Raw genomic sequence first — 19,665 nt, forward strand, 5'->3', positions numbered from 1 at the left:
TGAGGGCTGGGTCGCAGCAACCCAGCCTATCCTCTACCAAGGCTTACTCTGAAGAATTTCTTTTAGATGTTCCTCGTGTTTCTTCTCTATTATTAGAAATCTCTTGTTTTTTGCCTCTTCTATTTTTTTCATAAGCTTTTCAAAATCAACAGGTTTCTGCATAAAATCAATTGCTCCTTCTTTTATTGCCTCAACACCTGCCTCAATGCTTCCTTGACCTGTTAACATGATTATCTGCAAATCTGGATGTTTGGCTTTTATCTCTTTTAAAACCTCTATGCCACTTTTACCAGGCATTACAAGGTCAAGAATAATAGCATCAAAATCCCGCTGGTCTGCCTTTTTAATTGCTTCTTCACCGCTTGTTGCAGCCTCAACCTTTAGCCCCCTCATTCCAAGTCTTTGTGAGACAACTTTCAAAAACTGCTCTTCATCATCAACGAGTAATACATTTGCTTTGAGTTCTTCATTAGACATTTGAAAATACCCCCCTTTTTTGAATTTTCTCTCTAAGCTTCTCAATTTTTATTATAAGCTCTCTTATATCAATTGGTTTAATTATATACTCCAGTGCCCCCTCTTTTATAGCCTCCTCAACATATTTTAGATCGCCGTAAGCAGTTAGCATTAGCACTTCAGTGGCAGGATTGATTTTCTTTATCAACTTAAGAAATTCTAAACCGTTCATTTCGGGCATTCTTATATCAAGAATAATTAGATGTGGAGAGTAACTATAAATAAGAGGCATTGCTTCAACAGCAGAGGTAGCGACCTTTACATTGTATTTTCTCATGGAAAGTCTCTCTGACAGTGTTACCACAAACTCAATCTCATCGTCAACGAGAAGAATTCTAAACTCTTCCAATTTTCCCACCTACTGATTAATTATCGCAATTGTCTGTTCAAAACAGTTGTTTAAAATCGAGGAGCTTACACCACCTAAAACTATGTCTTTGATGGCAGAACGACCTTTTCTTCCAATCAATAGGAGGTCATAACCACCTTCTTGGGCTTCTTTAACTATTTCGTCTTTGGGAAATCCAGCAACACTCTTTGTCTCAATTAGTTCTGGTTTAATGCCTTCATTAACTAAAATTTTCTTTGCTAATGAAAGGGTTTCCTCTGCTTCAGCCTCTGGGTCAATTCCCTGCCTTACTCTTTCAAGATAGAGAGAGACATTGATTACTCTAAGAATTGTAATTTTTTGTATCGCCTTTACTATTTTTCCTATACAGGCTAAATGTTGAACTGCTCTCATTGAATACTCTGAACCATCTACGGGAAGAAGAATTCGAGCCAATGGGTTTTCTTTTATCTTCTGTCCCACAATATAGATATTTTGATTAAGCAAACCGTGAATTATCTTATTTGAAACACTTCCTAAAATATAGCCTTTCCACTCTGACATGCCTCTTCTTGCCATTACTAATGTAGGGATTTTTTTATCTTTTGCAAACTCTATAATTTTATTTCCTGCCTCTCCCTCTTCTATAACTTTCAAAATGTTTCCCTTAAAGCCAAGTTTTTTAATATCATTTTCATATTCTGTGAGAAAAGGTAAGATGTTTTCCTCTATGTGTTTTTCTCGAATTTTTTTAAATGTCTGCGTTTCTTTTATCAATTCTGCCCTGAAATCAATGTTTTTCATTCTATCGCTCAAATATCCTCCTGTCATAACATAAAGAAGTGTTACTTCTGAAGAGGTTGCCTCTGAAAGAAGTGCTCCGGCAAACTTTATTGCTCTCTGAGAGTTTTCGCTTCTATCAACTGGAAGTAAAACTTTTTCAAAGGAACATGTTGTCATCTTCAAACCTCCTTTTTAGTAAAAAAGCAATAGCCATACATTGCAGATGGCTACACTGATTATCATATATAAAAAGGCATATTTCATAAAACCAAAAAAGCTTATCTTATGCCCTGCAGACTCGGCAATTCCGATTGTCACAACATTAGCTGAAGCACCTATGAGCGTTCCATTTCCACCAAAACATGCACCAAGTGCCAGTGCCCACCAGAGCACATTACTTTCTGCTCCTGGAATTACCTTGCTAAGATAGGCAACTATGGGAAGCATCGTAGCTGTAAAGGGAATGTTGTCAACAAAGGCACTCATTATGGCAGATACCCAGAGTATCAAACATATGGCAACAGTGAGATTTCCTGCAGAGAGATTATGAACCCAGTCTGCAATTACTGCGAGAAGTCCTGCTTCCTCAACAGCACCGACAATTATAAAGAGAAAGATAAAAAATAGCAGTGTTGTCCACTCAATATCCTTCTCAATAAGTTCAAGCATTTTGACTTTCTTTGTCACAACTGCATAGGTAAAAAGAAGACCTGCACCAAAAAGGGCGGGGATAGAGACTTCCATATGCCAGTAGCCATGGGTTGCAAAGAAAGATACAACAAGAGCCATTATGAAAAGTCCATATCCAAGAAGGGTTTTGTCTGTGATTTTGTATTCTTCCCTTAAGTAACTGATAAATGCGTTTATGTCCTCAACTTTGCCCTTTTTGTATTCCTTTGAGTAGAAAAACTTGTTGTAAATAACAAGAGCTATCATACTTATAATAACTACTGGCGTTAAGGCATAGACGAACTGCATAAATGTAAGCCCTGTGTATGAACCAATCATTATGTTTGGTGGGTCACCTATAAGAGTTGCAGTTCCACCTACATTGGATGCCATTATTCCGGGAATTAAGAGAGATAAAGGATTAATCTTAAGGGCTATTGCAATCTCTATTAGAACAGGAGTGTAAAGTAACATTGTAGTGACATTGTCAAGAAAAGCAGAGGTGACTGCAATGAAAAAACAAGAAATTATTGCAAGAGTCATCACGTTACCCTTTGCAATTTTATAGGACATGTAAGCACACCACTGGAAAACTCCTGTATGTTTGAGGACACCAATTATAATCATCATTCCCATGAGAAGAAATATTACATTCATATCAATTGCCTGAATGGCTCTCTCAAAGGAGATTATATGAAACTCTGGATTAAAGGTGCCAAGTGTGTAGGTAAGTATGAGCATTGTTGCTGCACCTATCATGGCAGCTACTGTTCTATGGAGAAGCTCAAAAGATATCAGTGCATAGGCAAGTAAGAAAACACCAGTTGCTATCCAGAAGGCAGGACCAAGATGCCTCTCAATCATTATGTCTTTACTAATGTAAAATTCATTTCCTTTCTGGGCAAAGTCGTCCTTTTTAAACTCAACCTTTGTTTTTTTATAAGAACTCTTTACAATCTCAATCTCTATCTTTGCGCTGTCAATCTCACCTTTGGCAAGATAAAAATTCATTTGAAAAGTTCCATGCGAGGAAGTGAGAGTTTTATCCGTCTCTTTGTGGTCAGTGATTAATTTATGGGGCTTTCCATTGACAAGCAAACTTATCTCGGCATCTCTTACAGGCTCTTTGTGGGAATCAAGAATTGAACCTGAAATAAAGAATATATCAACATTTTCCTTTGGCTTTTCTGCTTCTAAGGCAAAGGCTGAAACATTAAAAACAAAAAGAAGCAGAAACAATATAAGCAGCTTTTTCATGACTCCTCCTTAAATTTCTAATTTTTTCTTTCTACCGTTTACAGACACATAAGAGTCATCCGGCACGATGTAATTTTCCTCTGGTCCATGAACTTGAATGCCTGAAAATACTGCATAGTCAGCTTTTTTGGAGTCAACTACTGTTTTTATGATTTGCTCTAAATCACTTAGGATAACATAGAGGTTGGTTTTTGTAAGGGATATAAGGTCTGGAACTTCTCCAAATTTAATCTCCCTAAGCATTCTTCTTCGAAGAAAACTCATCTCCATGTCATCTTCATCAAGCTTGAGGTTAAGTTTACCATTTAAAAGTTCGCCATGAAAATTACAGAGGGCACCACAGGCATGGGAGCTTTCAAGACCCTTTCTCTTACAAACACCAGCAATGCCGTTTTCATCAATGGCAACATGAGAGAAGGCGTAAAAAACATAGTGTTCCCTATCCGCTATGGCGGGTGCATGGCTGATAAAGGCTTTCATACCAGTCTTGCCAGCTGTGAAAAGACCGGCAAGACTGGCAAAGTTAAATGCCTCACCCCAAACCTTTCTTATCTGTTCAATAACAGGCTGACAAATTTCATCTCTACAAAGACAAACAGAGGCAATGGCATTTTCATAGGTAAAATCATATTTTTTTAATTTTTCAAAAGTCACTTTTATAAAATCATCCTCTTTGTAAAATTTACCAAAAAGCTTGTTTAAAGTTTTCTCAAACTTCATGTCCCACCCCTATTTTAAAAGTATAGGCATTCCCAAAATAGGCCATACTGTAACGAGAAATATAGCAAGAACTAAAATCAAGACAATGCTCATTGTAATACCGTGTTTGAAAAACTCTCCTGGAGTAAACTGTCCTGACTGATAGGAAATAGCATTGGGAGCTGCACCTATTAGAAGTAAAAAGGGCATTCCTGCTGTGACCAGAGATGCATAAAGTATTACATCAGGTGCTACACCGAGATACTGGGCAATTACAAGAGATACAGGAAGGGATATGGCTATTGCTGCCACATTCATTATGAAATTGGTCATTATGAGAACAAAGGTGGCTATACCAATAACAAATATAATCCACGGTGCCTGCTGAAACATTACAAGCCAGTTAACTGCCATCCACTGGGCTGCACCTGTTTTCCAAAGACAGAAACCAATACTCATGGCACCACTAAATAGAAGTATTATATTCCACGGAATATCCTCAAGCTCCTTTATTGTGAGAACACCTGTGAGGAAGAAAAGCAATGTGGAACAGAGCATTATAGCAGAACGGTCAAGGGGTTTAAGAGCTGGAACAAAGGACTGAAGGGACATTACTACTATTACAGCTGCAACGCAGATTATTACAAATTTTTCCTGTCCTGTCATAGGACCGAGTTCTTTCATCATGGTCTTTACTTTTTCTCTAAGGCCTGGGATGATATTTTTTTCAGGTTTGAGGAATATCATCAGATAAACCCATATAAGGAAAACCATTATCCAGCCAATGAGGAACATATATTTGGTAAGTTCAAAAAATCCAATGTCTCTTCCGGTAAACTCCTTAAACATACCTGCTGCTGCAGGACCACGGGCTGCACCAAGAAAGGTAATAATACTTCCTGCACCTGCAGCATAAGCCATTCCTATAAAAAGTGCCTTACCAAACTTTGTTGGCTTATCACCTTCACCATAAAGAGCATTTATAGCAAGAAGAATCGGAAAAACTGTGGCTGCCGCTGCTGTATGTGCCATTAAGTGAGCAAGCCCCGCAGTTACAATCAGAGCACCAAGAACAATCATGCTTGTTCTTTCACCAACAACATTGAGCATATTGTATGCTAAACGTTTTGTAAGTCCTGTTTTTGTGAAAGCAAGTCCAACAACAACTGAACCGAAGATAAACATAACAGAAGGGTCCATAAAGTCACGGAAAGCATCCTTTGCTGAACGGATTGCAAATATAGCCTGAAAAACACCTATGGCGATACTTGTAACGCCTATGGGAACTACTTCAAAAACCCACCATATACCTGCAAGTAAAAATAAAGCTATTGCACCTTTTGCTTCTTTTGTAAGAGGGAAATGCTTACCCATTGGGTCAACAGCATCGGGCCATGCGGGAGAGAAATAAATACCAAAGAAAAAGGCAAGCCCGAGAAATATAAAAAATATTCTTTTCCAGTTGATTTTTCTCTTTTCTCCTGCCACATAAATTTCTGACGGTGGTTCAGGTAAACCTTCCTGTTTCTTTTTCTCTGCCATTTCCTCCTCCTATTCCTTAATGATTTCTTCTGAGATTGTGTCGAATACTTCAACCATTCTAACAATGCCAACGAACTTCTTTTTGTCTTCAATAACTGGTAGAACAGGTAAGTCATAGTGAATCATTAGATAGGCCGCCTTTGTAACGGGGTCTGTAGAGTCAACAAAGTATTTTGCTGGAACCATTATTTCACTTACAGGTTTTTGAGCAAGCTTTTTTGACTCCTGACTGAAAAGACTATCCCAAACTATGCTCAGTCCTGTTTTCTCCTCATCTGGTACCTGGGCTTTTGTCGGTGGCTTTAGGAAAGAAGGCTCAAGCCCCTTAAGAATATCCTTTAGCGTTACCGTTCCCAGAAGATTATACTTCTCATCAAAAACGAGCACTGCAAGAGGATCCATATGCTTTTGAGTTTGAATAAAAGAAGCTTTCACAACCTTAATAGCCTGCTCAATACTGAACCAGTAGGGAATATGAGGATACTCAAATATTCCCATCATAACATCCTTTACTAATTTTCCGTTTGACATGCCCCACCTCCTAAGGTTTATAATGCTTTTCTCTGAAAAGCAATAAACAGTTTATTACCATCATTTTTTTTGTATAGCCTGTTTAAAAGAACGACCGTATTGCCAGAAAAAACTTTCTGAATCATCTCAATTGCAAAGGCGTTCTGAGAAATATTGAGTGACTGTATGACTTCTTTATTCAGTGTAACAATGTCAAAGTAGTTGAAAACTTTCGTTATTTTAATGCTGTATTTCTTCTCAAACAGGTCGATTATTGACTGATTTTCCACGTCTTCCTCGATTAAATGTGGACAGACATTGAAAGGAATAAAAGATTCCTGAAGAATAGACGGTTCGCTTTCTTTAAGCCATCTCACTTTTATGTAGATGATGTGCCTATTTTCAGGAATTTCAAGTTCCTTACTTAAATCACCAACGGGCATCATAACTGTCTTTGCTAACAACTCCTTGCTGAATACCGTATCATCCTCTACCCAAAGTTTTTTAAATACTGTTGTCATAATCATTCCTTCGGAGATGTAGTTACTGCTAACAAAAGTTCCCTTCCCCTGCTGCCTTACTAAATATCCCTGCCTTACAAGCTCTAAAACAGCATTTCTTACCGTTGCCCTGCTTACATTAAACATTTTGCAGAGTTGGTCTTCCGTAGGAATCTGCATTCCCGATGTCCATTCTTTATTCTCAATCTTTCTCTTTAATATTTCGAAAAGCTGAAGATACAACTTCTCATGCTCATCTCTGCTAATTAACTCAACCATTTTTACCTCTGATTATTTTGTTATTACATTATTATATCGTTATAATGTAACATTGTAATTTTATATATCATACTATCAATTGAAGACTTTGTCAAAAAAAAATATATTATAAAGCAATTAAAATCGTTTATAATTTAGAAATGTGGGATTTATTTGGCCTTTTTAAGAGTAAAGAGAAGAAAACAGAGGAGAAAGAGAAACTGAAAGAGCTTTTAAAAGAAAAATATTACCATTTTCAAAGGGTGCTGACCAGCAATAATCAAGTTTTAAGCCTTATGGCAGACTTAGAAGAAAAACTCACCGGTGATTATCTCTTTGATATGACTTATATAAAGAGAGGATTTCAAGCAATAAAAGATGGCGTCGAAGATATAATACGAAATTTAAATGCCTTGTCAGATGGCAAATACTCAATATTAGAACAGGTTCAAAAAGACATAGATAGCAAAATAGAACAGATACTTACCTCGAAAATAGAAATACCCATAGTAGATTATGCCATACCTCTCGAAGACATTCAAGCTTCCTCAAGAACTGTTTCAGGGGGTAAGATTGCTAATCTCGTAGAGTTAAGAAATACTTTGAAACTCCCAACTCCCGATGGCTTTGTCATTACATCCTATGCCTTTGTTAAATTTCTTGAAAAGGCTGGCCTAAGGGATAAAATCTCCAAGATAATAGAAGAGATTGATATAAACAGTATTAATGATATCGAAGAGGGAAGCAAGAAGATTCGGGAATTAATTATTAACTCTTCTTTACCAGAGGATATTGAAAACGCCATAAATTCAGCCTATTTTCAACTTGCTGCAAAAGAAGGAGAGAAATGTTACGTATCAGTTAGAAGTAGCGCCATTCATGAAGATTCAGACTTCAGCTTTGCTGGCCAGTATTCTTCTTATCTAAATATTCCAGAAAATCTAATCGGATACTACTACAAGCGGGTCATAGCAAGTCTTTTTAACAAAAGAGCAATTTTCTATTATAAAACAAAGGGTTTTTCAGAAAAGGAAATGGTAATGGCTGTGGGAGTGTTGAAAATGATAAATGCCCGAGCAGGTGGTGTTATTTATTCTAAAAATCCGAATAATCCTGAAAGCAATAACATAATAATAAATGCTGTAAAGGGTTTGGGCAAATTAATAGTTGATGGAGCTGTAAATGCAGAAACCTATGTGGTTTCAAGAGAAAAAGGGCTTAATTTAATTGAAAAAATTCCAGGCAAACAAAGCAAAATGCTCATCTGTAAAGAAGAAGGCCTTGTTGAAGAAATAGTTTTGCCTGATGTAGCCACCAAACCATCTCTTTCAGAAAAAGAAGCGATATCTCTGTCTGAATTAGCTCTAAAGATTGAAGATTACTACCGCTGTCCTCAGGACATTGAATGGGCAATTGACCAACAAGGGCAGATTTTTATACTCCAGGCAAGACCACTGAGGATAGTTGAAAGAAAAGCCGAACCTAAAGTTTTTCTTCCTACAAGAATTAAAGGCTATAAAATCTTGCTTGATGGTGGTATTACAGCCTGTAAAGGTATAGGCTACGGTAAAGCTTTTATACTGAAGACTGAAGATGAACTACAAAACTTCCCTGAAGGTGCTATATTGATAGCAAAGCACACCAACCCTCGTTATGTAATGATAATGAACAAAGCATCAGCTATTGTTACAGATGTTGGAAGTCCTACGGGACATATGGCTTCTCTTTCAAGAGAATATAACATTCCAACACTCATAAACACAGAAATAGCGACAAAAACTATAAAAGACGGTCAGGAAATAACAGTAGACGCCTCAAATTGTGTAATTTATGAAGGAAAAGTAGAGGAACTAATAAGGGCACATCAAAATATGAAAGAACCCTTCAGAGATACTCTTTTATTCAAAACACTTGAAAGAGTATTGAAATTAATTGTTCCTCTTAACCTTGTAGACCCTACGACTGACGATTTCAAACCTGAAAACTGTAAAACTTATCATGATATTACTCGATTCTGTCATGAAATGGTTATGTATGAGATGTTTACCATGTGGGATAAATATGACAGCGAACATCACGCTGTTCCACTTGTAGCAGGTATTCCTATAGGAGTTTTAGTCCTTGACATCGAAGGCGGCCTGAGGGAAGGTATAAAAAAAGCTACCCCTGAAGATATTTATTCTATGCCTTTTCAGGCAATACTTAAAGGAATGCGCTCAATGCAATTGCCAGGACCTCCACCAGTAGATGCAAAGGGTTTTTTTGAGATGGTAGCTCATACTGTATCAATACCAGAAGAACAACTAAAAGAAACAGCCAAAAAGAGCTTCTGTATTGTTACAAAAAACTATATGAATTTCAGTCTTCGATTGGGCTATCATTTTTCAATGATTGAAGCCTACACAGGAGAAAATATAAACGACAATTATATTAAATTCTTCTTTAAAGGCGGAGGAGCTGCCATTGACAGAAGGTTAAGAAGAGTTCAACTAATCAAGACTATTCTTACAGCCATGAATTTCAGGGTAAAAGTAAAGGAAGACGTGATTGATGCTATCTTAACCAAATACAGCATAGCCGAAATAGAAAAAAGGCTTGAAATTCTTGGCAAGCTTACTGCCTATACAAAACAACTTGACATGGTTCTCTTCAACGACGCTGTTGCTCAGATGTATACGGATGATTTTATCAAAAAGCACGTAAAAGATATTTAAAGTTTAAACTTCTTTGAGTTTTTCCTTTAACATTCTATTTTCCCGCTGAACTCTTAACCACTTTAAAGCTTTCTCTATGGTAAACAGAATCTGCTCTTTTTTGAATGGCTTAGTAATGAAATCAAAGCCTCCCTTTTCAATTGCTTCTGTGGCAGCATCAATCGTTCCGTATGCCGTTATTATTATTACAGGCACATCTTCATCACGTTTTTTTACCTCTTCAAGAAGTTGTAATCCATCAAGGCCTGGCATTTTTAGGTCTGTTATTACAAGGTCAAAATTACCCTCCTTAGCCAATTCAACTGCTTCAATGGGATTGTTAGTTGTCGTAATCTCATATGGGGTTTTCTCTCTTAGAATCATACTGAGAAGTTTAAGCATGTCCGGCTCATCGTCAACTATTAAAATCTTCTCCGCCATTGTTACCTCCTTTACTCCTTTTCTGCTGGTAATCTTATTATAAATTTAGTCCCTGTTTGCTCCGATTCTTCTTTGGTTTTGGTTTCAAATGTAATTATACCATTATGTTTTTTGATTATGTTATAAGATACCCAGAGGCCAAGACCTGTTCCTTTGCCAACTTCTTTTGTTGTAAAGAAGGGATCGAATATTTTTTGTCTATGCTCTTTGTGTATACCGCATCCTGTGTCAGAAATACAGATTTCAATCCAGTGTCCGTCGTATTTTGTAGAGACCGTTAAAACTCCACCACCCTTCATTACATATATGGCATTATTTATTATGTTAAAAAATACCTGCTGAAGCTCACCGGCATCTCCTCTTACATGAGGCAAATCTGGCTGCATCTGCTTTCGCAGTTCAATATTATTTATTGCTATTGTATTATTCATCACATCAAGGACACTATTTATGCACTCATTTATATTTACAAGCTGTTCTTTGTGTTCCTTATGCCTTACAAAACTTAAGAGATTTTCTACAATTCTTTTTGCATTTGTTGCCTGTTTTTCAATTGTTTTTAAAATGTCATACTCCTGCGAATCAGGAGGAGTTTTCTCAAGCAAAATATCAGTAAAACCTAATATGATAGCAAGAGGATTGTTAATCTCGTGTGCCACACCTGCAGCAAGAGTGCCGATGGAGGCGAGCTTTTCGGTATAATAACTCTGTTCTTCCATTTTCTTTCTGTCTGTAATGTCACGAGAAATAGCCATGACAGAATAGATATTTCCCCCTTCGTCTCTGAGAGCTCTCAAGTTCGTATTGAACCAGTAGTCTTTTCCACTGGTGCTTATTCTGTGGGTTATCTGCTTGCTTTCGCCAGTTTTGAAAATTTTCTTTGTATTTATACTTAAAATGACTCCCTCGGGGACAAAAATGTCCACTATATTTTGTCCTAAAAGCTCTTTTTCATCCTTTTTAAAGAAATCTAAACCAAATTTATTTATCGATAGAATTTTGCCCTCGCTGTCGATTGTTAGTATTATGTCTTCGGCATTTTCTATTATAGACTTATATTTCTCTTCTGACTTTTTTAGTTCAATAGTCTTCTTAGTGACTTCTCTCTCAAGAATATTTGACCATGTTACAAGTATGAAATTAATAAAAAGCCCACCAAAGAGAATAATTGCGATAATTATACCCTGCAGAACCATCTGCTGAGTTTGAATTGTGTGAATTGCCCCTTCTACCTCACTTATAGGAGCTACAACAGCTATAGACCAAACTACAGTCTGAGGTTTTTCTTTAAGCTTAATAGGTGCATAGGCTATGAGTTTTTTTATTTCACCCTCAACTCCCCTATGCCAGCCCGATACATACCAACTCGTGCCTTCCTCGCCTTTAAGCATTTTTTCTCTCTGAATTTCGTTTATCCTCGCAAAAGAAATTGTCGGTTTTTTACCTTTTCTTGCCTCAAAGGCATTCTGTCCTATGAAACTTTCTTCTTCGTGGTATAGAAAAATCCCGTTGTGGTCTATTACCCAGGAATATCCTGTTTTTCCAGACCTGATTTTCTTAGTTACTTTGCTTACAAGATATGTCACATCGGTAGTAAAAACAATAGCTCCTGAGAATTTATAAGTTGGCACAGGATGGGATTCATCTACGGATACCTGCCAGACAGGAATGACCATATTTATAATAAGGTCTCGTGAATTTTCATCGATGCATTTGGTTATTTCAGTAAAAAGTATTTCTCCTTTATTCTTCTCATCAGATGCCCATTGTAAGTAATATTTTTCATCTTTTTTTATCTCTTCGGTGAGACATTTCTTGTCTTCCATGATTTTATATACTTTATGATTTTTCGCCTCAATGAATTTTATCTCTCTTACCCCTTCGTATTTTACGCTTGAAAAGGTGATATTTAAACGATTAATTAAGGCGGGTTTCTCCGAGTACTGAATTGCTGGAGAAAGACTAAGAAGAGTAATCTCTCTTTTAAGCAAGTCTATAGAGTTTTCTATCTGGCTTGCTGCGTGTTTTGCAAGCATTAGCTGTTGCTGATTAAAGTCTTCTGTAACGATTTCTTTAATCTTATGCGTTGACATCCAGCCTAAGACAAGAACCATACTGAGAAGAATAAACATGATTACAGTAACTAAAAATTTAAAGTATCTCAGATTGAAAGGATGATATTTCTCTACAAAGGAGAGTAATTTATCTATGAATTTTTGAAATGGCACTTTTTAATTATAATCTATTTTTTCATCTATTCCCAGACCGTCTTTGCAATGTCGAAACAAAGTAAAAGATAAATATAAATTATGTTAAGCCGATGGCAAGGGTAAACAGTAAATCCCATATGCTATAATACTTTTCATGGGCAAAAAAAGAGGATACTTCGGAGACTATGGTGGTCGTTTTGTTCCAGAGACACTAATGCCTGCCCTTGAGGAACTTGAAAAGGTCTACTTTAAGCTTAAAAAAGATAAAGTGTTTCATAATGAATTTGAAGGTCTTCTCAGAGATTATGTGGGACGACCTACTCCTCTTTATTTTGCAAGAAGACTTACAGAGCATCTTGGCGGTGCAAAAATTTATCTAAAAAGAGAAGACCTCGCTCATACGGGAGCACACAAAATAAACAATGCCCTTGGCCAGGCTCTGCTTGCGAAAAGACTAATGAATAAGGAAAGAATAATTGCCGAGACTGGTGCGGGACAACACGGTGTGGCCACTGCAACAGGAGCAGCTCTTGTCGGAGTTTCCTGCGATATATACATGGGAACTGAAGATATCCGAAGGCAGTCCCTAAATGTCTTCAGAATGAAATTACTTGGTGCCAGGGTCGTTGCCGTTGATTCGGGCTCTAAAACACTTAAAGACGCTATAAATGAAGCATTACGAGACTGGACAACAAATGTAAGGACAACCCATTATGTAATGGGTACTGTATTCGGACCTCATCCATATCCATCACTGGTAAGATTTTTCCAGAGCGTCATCGGAAGAGAAACAAAAAAACAGATTTTGCAAAAAGAAGGAAGACTCCCGAACTTTCTCATAGCCTGTGTAGGTGGAGGAAGTAATGCCATTGGGCTTTTTAGCGGATTTCTCCCTCACCGAGATGTGCAGATGATAGGAGTTGAGGCAGGAGGAAAGGGCATAGAAACCGGATTGCACGCTGCAAGATTTGCTGGAGGAGCAAAGGGAATATTTCAAGGATGCCTGAGCTACGTCCTTGAAAATGAAGATGGAAACATTCTTCAAACTCAATCTGTTTCTGCAGGACTTGATTATGCATCTGTCGGGCCTGAGCATGCCTATCTGAAAGATACAGGAAGAGTGAGATACACCTATGCCACTGATGAGGAAGCCCTTCGGGCTTTCGAACTGTTGAGTAAATTTGAAGGCATTATACCAGCCCTTGAATCAGCCCATGCTGTAGCTGAGGCTATAAAGGTTGCACCAAAGCTCTCAAAGGATGCAATAATAATCGTAAACCTCTCTGGTAGAGGCGACAAAGATGTGCAAGAAGTGGCAAGAATAAAAGGGGGAGATTGAAAAAAACAGGGGCATGAAAGAGGGATTTAAAGTTAGAAGTAAACTTGAAAAGATAAAAGCTGAGGGTAAAAAAGCCTTTATTCCTTACATTATGGCAGGAGACCCAAATCTTGAGACTACAGCAGAAAGGCTAAAAATACTCGAGCAGTCTGGAGCAGACCTAATAGAACTTGGAGTTCCCTTTTCAGACCCCCTTGCTGACGGTCCCACAATACAGAAAGCAGCAGAAAGAGCCCTTTCTTCTGGCACAACGCTAAAAAAAATACTTCAATTTCTAAGTAGCCTTAAGGTAGAAATAAAGTCTCCCATTATCCTTATGACCTATCTAAACCCTGTTTATTGCTACGGTGTGGAGAGATTTTTTCAGGATGCCAGTAAAGCAGGTATAAGCGGAGTCATATTTCCCGATTTAACAGTGGAAGAGGCAAATCCATACATAAGTCTTGCAAAAAAATACAAAATTGATACTATATTTCTTGTTGCACCAACTTCTACTTTTGATAGAATAAAAAGAATTGTAAAAGCTTCGACAGGATTTGTATATTATGTTTCCATAACTGGCATTACAGGAGCATCTCTTAAGCTTGACAGCACCTTTCAAAAACATATTGACACTGTTAAGAAAGCAGGCAAACCCGTATGTTTAGGTTTTGGCGTAAGCAATGCCGAGGAGGCAAAATATGTATCTCAACATGCCGATGGAGTAATTGTTGGAAGCGCCATTGTAAAGGCATTCCATGAAAGTCCCGAATATGCGAGGGATTTCATAAAATCTTTGAGAGAGGCCATATAATGGGATGGTTTAAAAGGAAAGAACCCAAGATAGAAAAGAAGGTAAAAATTCCCGAAGGATTGTGGGTTAAGTGTGAAAACTGCAAGGAGATAATCTATCGCAAAGAGCTGGAGAACAACTTTAAGGTATGTCCGAAATGTAACTATCACTTCCGCATCTCAGCGAAGGAAAGGATAAGTCTTCTAACGGACAATGGAAGTTTTAAAGAGCTTGATGGAGAGCTTACAAGCCCAGACCCATTAGGATTTAAGGACACCATACCCTATAAAGACAGACTGATAGATAATGAGAAAAAATCTGGCATTAAAGAAGCTGCCATATATGGAGATGCAAAGATAAACGGCACAGATGTAGTCATAGCTGTCCTTGACTTCTCTTTTATGGGTGGAAGCATGGGCACTGTGGTGGGCGAAAAGGTAACAAGAGCTGCAGAAAGAGCTATTGATAAAAAGCTTCCTCTCGTAGTAGTCTCTTCTTCAGGCGGTGCAAGAATGCAAGAAGGAATGTTTTCTCTCATGCAGATGGCAAAAACTTCCCAAGCTATAGGCAAATTGAAAGCCTCTGGACTTCTCTATATATCTGTGCTTGCAGATCCGACCTTCGGAGGCGTAACAGCCTCTTTTGCAATGCTCGGCGATGTAATTATTGCTGAACCTAAAAGCCTTATCGGCTTTGCAGGCCCAAGAGTAATTCAGGAGACAATTAAACAGCAGCTTCCCGAGGGTTTTCAGCGGGCAGAATTTTTGCTTGACCACGGGATGGTAGATATTGTCGTTGAGAGACGGGAACTGAAAAATACTATTTCTAAAATTATTGATATACTCATGTCATCTACAACTCTTTCGGAAATCTCCCAAGAAGAGATTAAAAACGGAAGATGATGTATAGAAAACTAATAGATGAGCTTTACAGCCGAAGAACAAAAGGTATAAAGTTAGGCCTTGAACGGGTACTGTCAGTTTTAGAAAAATTGGGAAATCCTCAATATAGCTTTTACTCCATTCATGTTGCAGGAACAAATGGAAAAGGCTCTGTTTCAAAGATAATATACTCCTTGCTCAAATCACAGGGGTTTAAAGTAGGGCTTTTTACATCTCCACATCTTATAAGATTTTCCGAGAGGATTGTCGTTGACGATAGGGAGATTGAAGAAGAGGAAGTAGTAAGACTTATAGGGAAAATTAAGCCCTATGGAGAAGAACTTACTTTCTTTGAATACATAACTGTCATGGCCTTTCTCTACTTTAAAGAAAAAGACGTTGATTACGCAGTGCTTGAGACAGGAATGGGAGGCAGGCTTGATGCAACTAATGTAGTCAGACCTGCTATATCCGTGATAACAAGAATAGGATTGGACCATCAGCAATATCTTGGAAGTGACCTTTCCTGTATAGCAGCAGAAAAGGCTGGAATAATCAAAGACAGAGTTCCTGTAATATGCTCTTCTCAGGAAAAGGAAGCCCAAGAAGTAATAAACAAAAAGGCTGAAGAGAGAGGTTCAGAGTTATTCATATACGGCAGAGATTTCAAAGGAGAGTTAAACTCCATCAATTTTGACGGACTATCATTTGATTATATCGATTCAAATCTAAAGCTAAATTTATCCTTATCGCTCACAGGAGTTCATCAAGTAGAGAATGCATCTGTTGCCCTTAAAGCTTTTATGACCCTATTCCCCAATTATGATGAATTTAAAATAAGGGAAGCCTTAAGAAATGTAAAAATGCCAGGCAGACTGGAAGTTATATCCAGAGACCCATTGGTAATCCTTGATATTGCCCACAATCCTCAGGCCATAAAAGCAGTGGTAAACACCCTTAAAATACTTACAGAAAAAAAGCCTATTGTTGTTTTTGGAATTATGGAGGATAAGGATTTAAATGGCTTCTTAAGACAACTGGATGGCTATGCAGAGCAAATTATCTTCACAACCCCTCATTATGAAAGAGCACTTAAGTATGAAGAACTCAAAAAGAGAATTAATGGAATTTCATCTAAGATAAATTCCGAAGGAAATGTATTGGAGGCCTTTAGAAAGGCTATGACCCTTTGCAGAGAAAATACTAATAGATTTCTCCTTTGCACCGGTTCGGCCTATCTAATTGGAGAGCTAAAGGAAAAATTTGGAGAAAAATCTCTTCACAGAACCCTCGGAGAGCTTCTATGAGGAAGTTGATTACTCTTTTGATATTTTTAATCCTCCCTACCCTTTCCTATGCTGTAGAGATTGTATCAGAAAGCCTTGAGAGATTTGAAGAGGAACAAAAGAGCATTGCCGTGGGGAATGTTGAATTGAACGAAGATAACTTTAAAGTAAAAGCTCAAAAGGTAATTTATTATGAAAAAACAAATGATGTAGAGGCTTATGGCGATGTCTTTTATGAAGACGAAGAGATAACTGCTTGGGCAGAGGAGGGAGTTTTTAATGCAGACAAAAAAACAGGTAACTTCAAAAAAGCTCTAATTCACATAAAAAAGCAAGACATTTGGTTGAGGGCTGAAGAAGTTCAAAGACTTAGCGAAATAAAATACAAGGCAAGAAAGGCAACCTTTTCTACTTGCGAGCCCGAACCAGACAAAGCTCAACCCTGGTGCATTACCGGTGAATATGTAGACCTAGTGGTAGACGAATCTATGATTGCTAAATTTACAACTTTTCGGGTTAAAGACATTCCTGTTGCCTTCTCTCCAGTATTTTGGGGGCCTGGTGGAGGCACAAAAAAATCTGGTTTTTTACCGCTAAAATTTGGCAACTCAAACACAAGAGGTTTTAGATTTAGCCCTGCCTATTATCTTGTTATTGACAGTAACAAGGATGCTACCTTCTATCTGGATTATTTTTCTAAAACCGGCATTGGAAAGGGAATTGAATACAGATATTTAGACTTTGACGCTAAAGGAATGTGGTTTGCATACCAGATAAAAGATAGAGAACTTGAAAAAAACTACTATGAATTAAGGGGTATGCACTTACAAAAATTAAAACACTTTGACCTTCTTGCTGACCTTAACTATGTTAATAAAAATGACTTTTACAAGCAGTATGGAGATGTTCGTTCAACTTCAAACACCTATCTTTTCAAGGAATTCGGAAAAGACCTTACTGCCAGATATGACCGATTTCTTCAGTCTTCTCTTGAACTATCTGTTCCAGCTGTTGGTTCTCGATTTTACCTTTTAGGACAAGGTTGGAAAGACTTGAAAACTGATGGAACCAGCCCTCCCGGAAAAGCCGAGATAGGTTATATGGTTTATCCATATAGAATTGGCGATTTTGATTTAACCTTTAATGTAAATGCTTCTTACTTTTACAAAGAAGATGGCCTTAAAGGACAGAGATTTGAGCTTAATCCTCAACTCAGACATACATTGGGAGATGCTTTAAAGTTAAGTCAGAGTTTAAGTGTAAATCAGATTTTCTACAATCTCGAAAAAACCTCTCCCTATGATAATACTTCAAACAGAAGTATGGTAAGCTATAATCCAAAAATTTTCACAAGACTTTACAAAATTAATGAAAAATTCCAACACATAATTGAACCCTTCATAGAGGGTGTTTTTATCGGAGTAAGCGGCAAGCCTCCTATACTGAAAGAAATAGAATCTATTGATGATACAGCTCTCATAAGAGTTGGAGTTTACAATAAGCTTGATTTCAAAAGCTTAAGTCTCGAAGGAAGGATTAGCCAAGTTTATGACATGATAGCAAAGAATGAGTGGGACAAACTTTATCCAATTTTAGTAGAAGGAAGGCTCTCTCTATGGAAGCTATCCTTTAGTTTTGATACCTATCAGAATATAAGCAAAAAGCGTATGGAGAGATTTAACTCCTCCATTAGCTTCACACCCGAAGAAAACACCTCCCTATCCATAAGTCAGCGATACACAAGAGAAGGAGCACTCAGTCCTGCATACTTGTGGTCACCTACCTTAAGAGACCAATACAGTTTTCAGGATAAAGAAAGCGGAGTAAAATCCTATGCAATGACAGTTGTTAAAAAACTTACTGAAAGATGGTCTGCTACAGCCAATATAAACTATGACGGCAAGGGAGCAGGTCTAAGAAAAAGCTCTATGCACCTTAGATATGCCGAGAGTTGCTGGGCAGCGAACATTCACATAACAAGAAGACCGGTTGAAATAAAGGGGAGACAGACTTCTGAATTTAGCTTTTTAATAATGTTTGAGTTGAAAGGTTTAGGTCCTGTAAGGTTATATGAACGTTCTGCTACTTCTTAACAAATCAATAGGGATAACGAGTCAGCAGGCTGTTACAAAGGTTAAAAAACTTCTAAAGGTAAAAAAAGCTGGCCATGCTGGCACTCTTGACCCTATGGCTAAGGGACTTCTTCTTGTTTGCATAAATGAGGCAACCAAGATTTCCCCTTTTCTGACGGAGCTTGAGAAAGAGTATGTCTTCAAAGCAAAATTTGGAGTTTCCACAGATACCTACGATGCCGATGGGAAAGTAGTGAAGGTGTTAGAGAGTTTTGAGATTAAAATAGAAGGGCTTGAACGTGTTATCAGAGAATTTACAGGAGAGATAATGCAGATTCCGCCCATGTATTCGGCAGTAAAAGTTGAAGGCAAGCCTTTACATGAACTTGCAAGAAAAGGAATTGAAATAGAGAGAAAACCAAAGAAGGTGATTATCCACTCAATTAAAATAGAAAACTTTGAACCACCATTCGTGACATTCAGAGTAGTATGCAGTAAGGGAACATATGTGAGGTCTCTATGCCACGACATAGGAGAGAAACTCGAAATTGGAGCTCACGTAGTAGAGCTTACAAGAACAAGGATTGGAGAGTTTAGATTGGAGGATTCGATAGAGTTAGAAGAGTTGAAGAGTCTACTGTCAAATAATCTTGAGACTTCAGATTTGAGGTTTCAGCTTCAAAAAAGTATTTTATCAATAGACAGGGCATTGTATTTTCTGCCTTCTATCAAAATGCAGGATAGTCTAATTCCAAGATTTCTTAATGGCAATACCGTTAAAATACCTTCGGGAATAGTCCCGGCAGGATGGGTTAAAGTAAAGGATAATAGTGGTAAAATCATTGGAATAGGCTATGGTAATGGTGTAGTAATAAAGCCTGAAAGAATTATCTGGGAGGAGGGATAAAG

At 37.7% G+C, this 19,665-nt stretch carries 17 protein-coding genes; 7 read left to right on the forward strand and 10 right to left on the reverse strand.

What is annotated here, in order from left to right; translation table 11 throughout:
- Positions 1-33 precede the first annotated feature (33 nt).
- The 8 genes from ACZ430_RS03775 to ACZ430_RS03810 are packed head-to-tail and all read right to left on the reverse strand — an operon-like array spanning position 34 to position 7,083.
- The gene (locus ACZ430_RS03775; protein WP_464910709.1) at positions 34-477 is read right to left on the reverse strand and encodes a response regulator; all 444 of its coding nucleotides are present in this window, start codon (positions 475-477) and stop codon (positions 34-36) included.
- The gene (locus ACZ430_RS03780; RefSeq protein WP_297211094.1) at positions 470-865 is read right to left on the reverse strand and encodes a response regulator; all 396 of its coding nucleotides are present in this window, start codon (positions 863-865) and stop codon (positions 470-472) included. The genes ACZ430_RS03775 and ACZ430_RS03780 overlap by 8 nt, the downstream gene beginning before the upstream one ends.
- 9 nt (positions 866-874) lie before the next feature.
- Complete coding sequence (locus tag ACZ430_RS03785) at positions 875-1,804, reverse strand: universal stress protein (protein WP_297211100.1); 930 nt, start codon at positions 1,802-1,804, stop codon at positions 875-877.
- A gap of 15 nt (positions 1,805-1,819) precedes the next feature.
- Positions 1,820-3,553 (reverse strand): ArsB/NhaD family transporter, encoded by a 1,734-nt coding sequence (locus ACZ430_RS03790; protein ID WP_297211102.1) that lies wholly within the window; start codon positions 3,551-3,553, stop codon positions 1,820-1,822.
- Between the two features lie 9 nt (positions 3,554-3,562).
- Positions 3,563-4,273 carry a hypothetical protein gene (locus tag ACZ430_RS03795; protein WP_297211104.1) on the reverse strand — a complete coding sequence of 237 codons (711 nt, stop codon included), beginning with the start codon at positions 4,271-4,273 and terminating at the stop codon, positions 3,563-3,565.
- A 9-nt stretch (positions 4,274-4,282) separates the two neighbouring features.
- Entirely contained in the window at positions 4,283-5,794 is a 1,512-nt protein-coding gene (locus tag ACZ430_RS03800) for an SLC13 family permease (protein WP_297211107.1), read from the reverse strand.
- Positions 5,795-5,803: 9 nt separating this feature from the next.
- Entirely contained in the window at positions 5,804-6,325 is a 522-nt protein-coding gene (locus ACZ430_RS03805) for a CBS domain-containing protein (RefSeq protein ID WP_297211110.1), read from the reverse strand.
- Positions 6,326-6,342: 17 nt separating this feature from the next.
- The gene (locus ACZ430_RS03810) at positions 6,343-7,083 is read right to left on the reverse strand and encodes a GntR family transcriptional regulator (protein WP_297211113.1); all 741 of its coding nucleotides are present in this window, start codon (positions 7,081-7,083) and stop codon (positions 6,343-6,345) included.
- A 140-nt stretch (positions 7,084-7,223) separates the two neighbouring features.
- Between ACZ430_RS03810 and ACZ430_RS03815 the strand changes: the two genes are divergently transcribed.
- Positions 7,224-9,776 carry a PEP/pyruvate-binding domain-containing protein gene (locus ACZ430_RS03815; protein WP_464910710.1) on the forward strand — a complete coding sequence of 851 codons (2,553 nt, stop codon included), beginning with the start codon at positions 7,224-7,226 and terminating at the stop codon, positions 9,774-9,776.
- A 3-nt stretch (positions 9,777-9,779) separates the two neighbouring features.
- Here ACZ430_RS03815 and ACZ430_RS03820 read toward each other — a convergent pair whose 3' ends face one another.
- Positions 9,780-10,196: a sigma-54-dependent transcriptional regulator gene (locus tag ACZ430_RS03820; protein ID WP_297211118.1), complete on the reverse strand. Its 417-nt coding sequence runs from the start codon at positions 10,194-10,196 to the stop codon at positions 9,780-9,782.
- A gap of 11 nt (positions 10,197-10,207) precedes the next feature.
- Positions 10,208-12,424 (reverse strand): ATP-binding protein, encoded by a 2,217-nt coding sequence (locus ACZ430_RS03825; RefSeq protein WP_464910711.1) that lies wholly within the window; start codon positions 12,422-12,424, stop codon positions 10,208-10,210.
- A gap of 136 nt (positions 12,425-12,560) precedes the next feature.
- On the opposite strand from ACZ430_RS03825, the gene trpB reads away from it, so the two are divergent.
- From trpB to truB, 6 genes are read left to right on the forward strand one after another with little or no spacing between them, the layout of a single operon-like run.
- Positions 12,561-13,745: a tryptophan synthase subunit beta gene (trpB, locus tag ACZ430_RS03830; protein WP_297211123.1), complete on the forward strand. Its 1,185-nt coding sequence runs from the start codon at positions 12,561-12,563 to the stop codon at positions 13,743-13,745.
- A 13-nt stretch (positions 13,746-13,758) separates the two neighbouring features.
- Entirely contained in the window at positions 13,759-14,538 is a 780-nt protein-coding gene (trpA, locus tag ACZ430_RS03835) for a tryptophan synthase subunit alpha (protein WP_297211126.1), read from the forward strand.
- Positions 14,538-15,419 (forward strand): acetyl-CoA carboxylase, carboxyltransferase subunit beta, encoded by an 882-nt coding sequence (gene accD / locus ACZ430_RS03840; protein WP_297211129.1) that lies wholly within the window; start codon positions 14,538-14,540, stop codon positions 15,417-15,419. Before trpA ends, accD begins: the two co-directional genes overlap by 1 nt.
- Positions 15,419-16,705, forward strand: a complete 1,287-nt coding sequence (locus tag ACZ430_RS03845; RefSeq protein WP_297211132.1) for a bifunctional folylpolyglutamate synthase/dihydrofolate synthase — start codon at positions 15,419-15,421, stop codon at positions 16,703-16,705. The genes accD and ACZ430_RS03845 overlap by 1 nt, the downstream gene beginning before the upstream one ends.
- On the forward strand, positions 16,702-18,777 hold the full coding sequence (locus ACZ430_RS03850) for an LPS-assembly protein LptD (protein WP_297211135.1): 2,076 nt from the start codon (positions 16,702-16,704) through the stop codon (positions 18,775-18,777). The genes ACZ430_RS03845 and ACZ430_RS03850 overlap by 4 nt, the downstream gene beginning before the upstream one ends.
- On the forward strand, positions 18,755-19,663 hold the full coding sequence (gene truB / locus ACZ430_RS03855) for a tRNA pseudouridine(55) synthase TruB (RefSeq protein ID WP_297211138.1): 909 nt from the start codon (positions 18,755-18,757) through the stop codon (positions 19,661-19,663). The genes ACZ430_RS03850 and truB overlap by 23 nt, the downstream gene beginning before the upstream one ends.
- Positions 19,664-19,665: the final 2 nt, after the last annotated feature.

It is taken from the genome of Thermodesulfovibrio sp. TK500a (assembly GCF_055381765.1).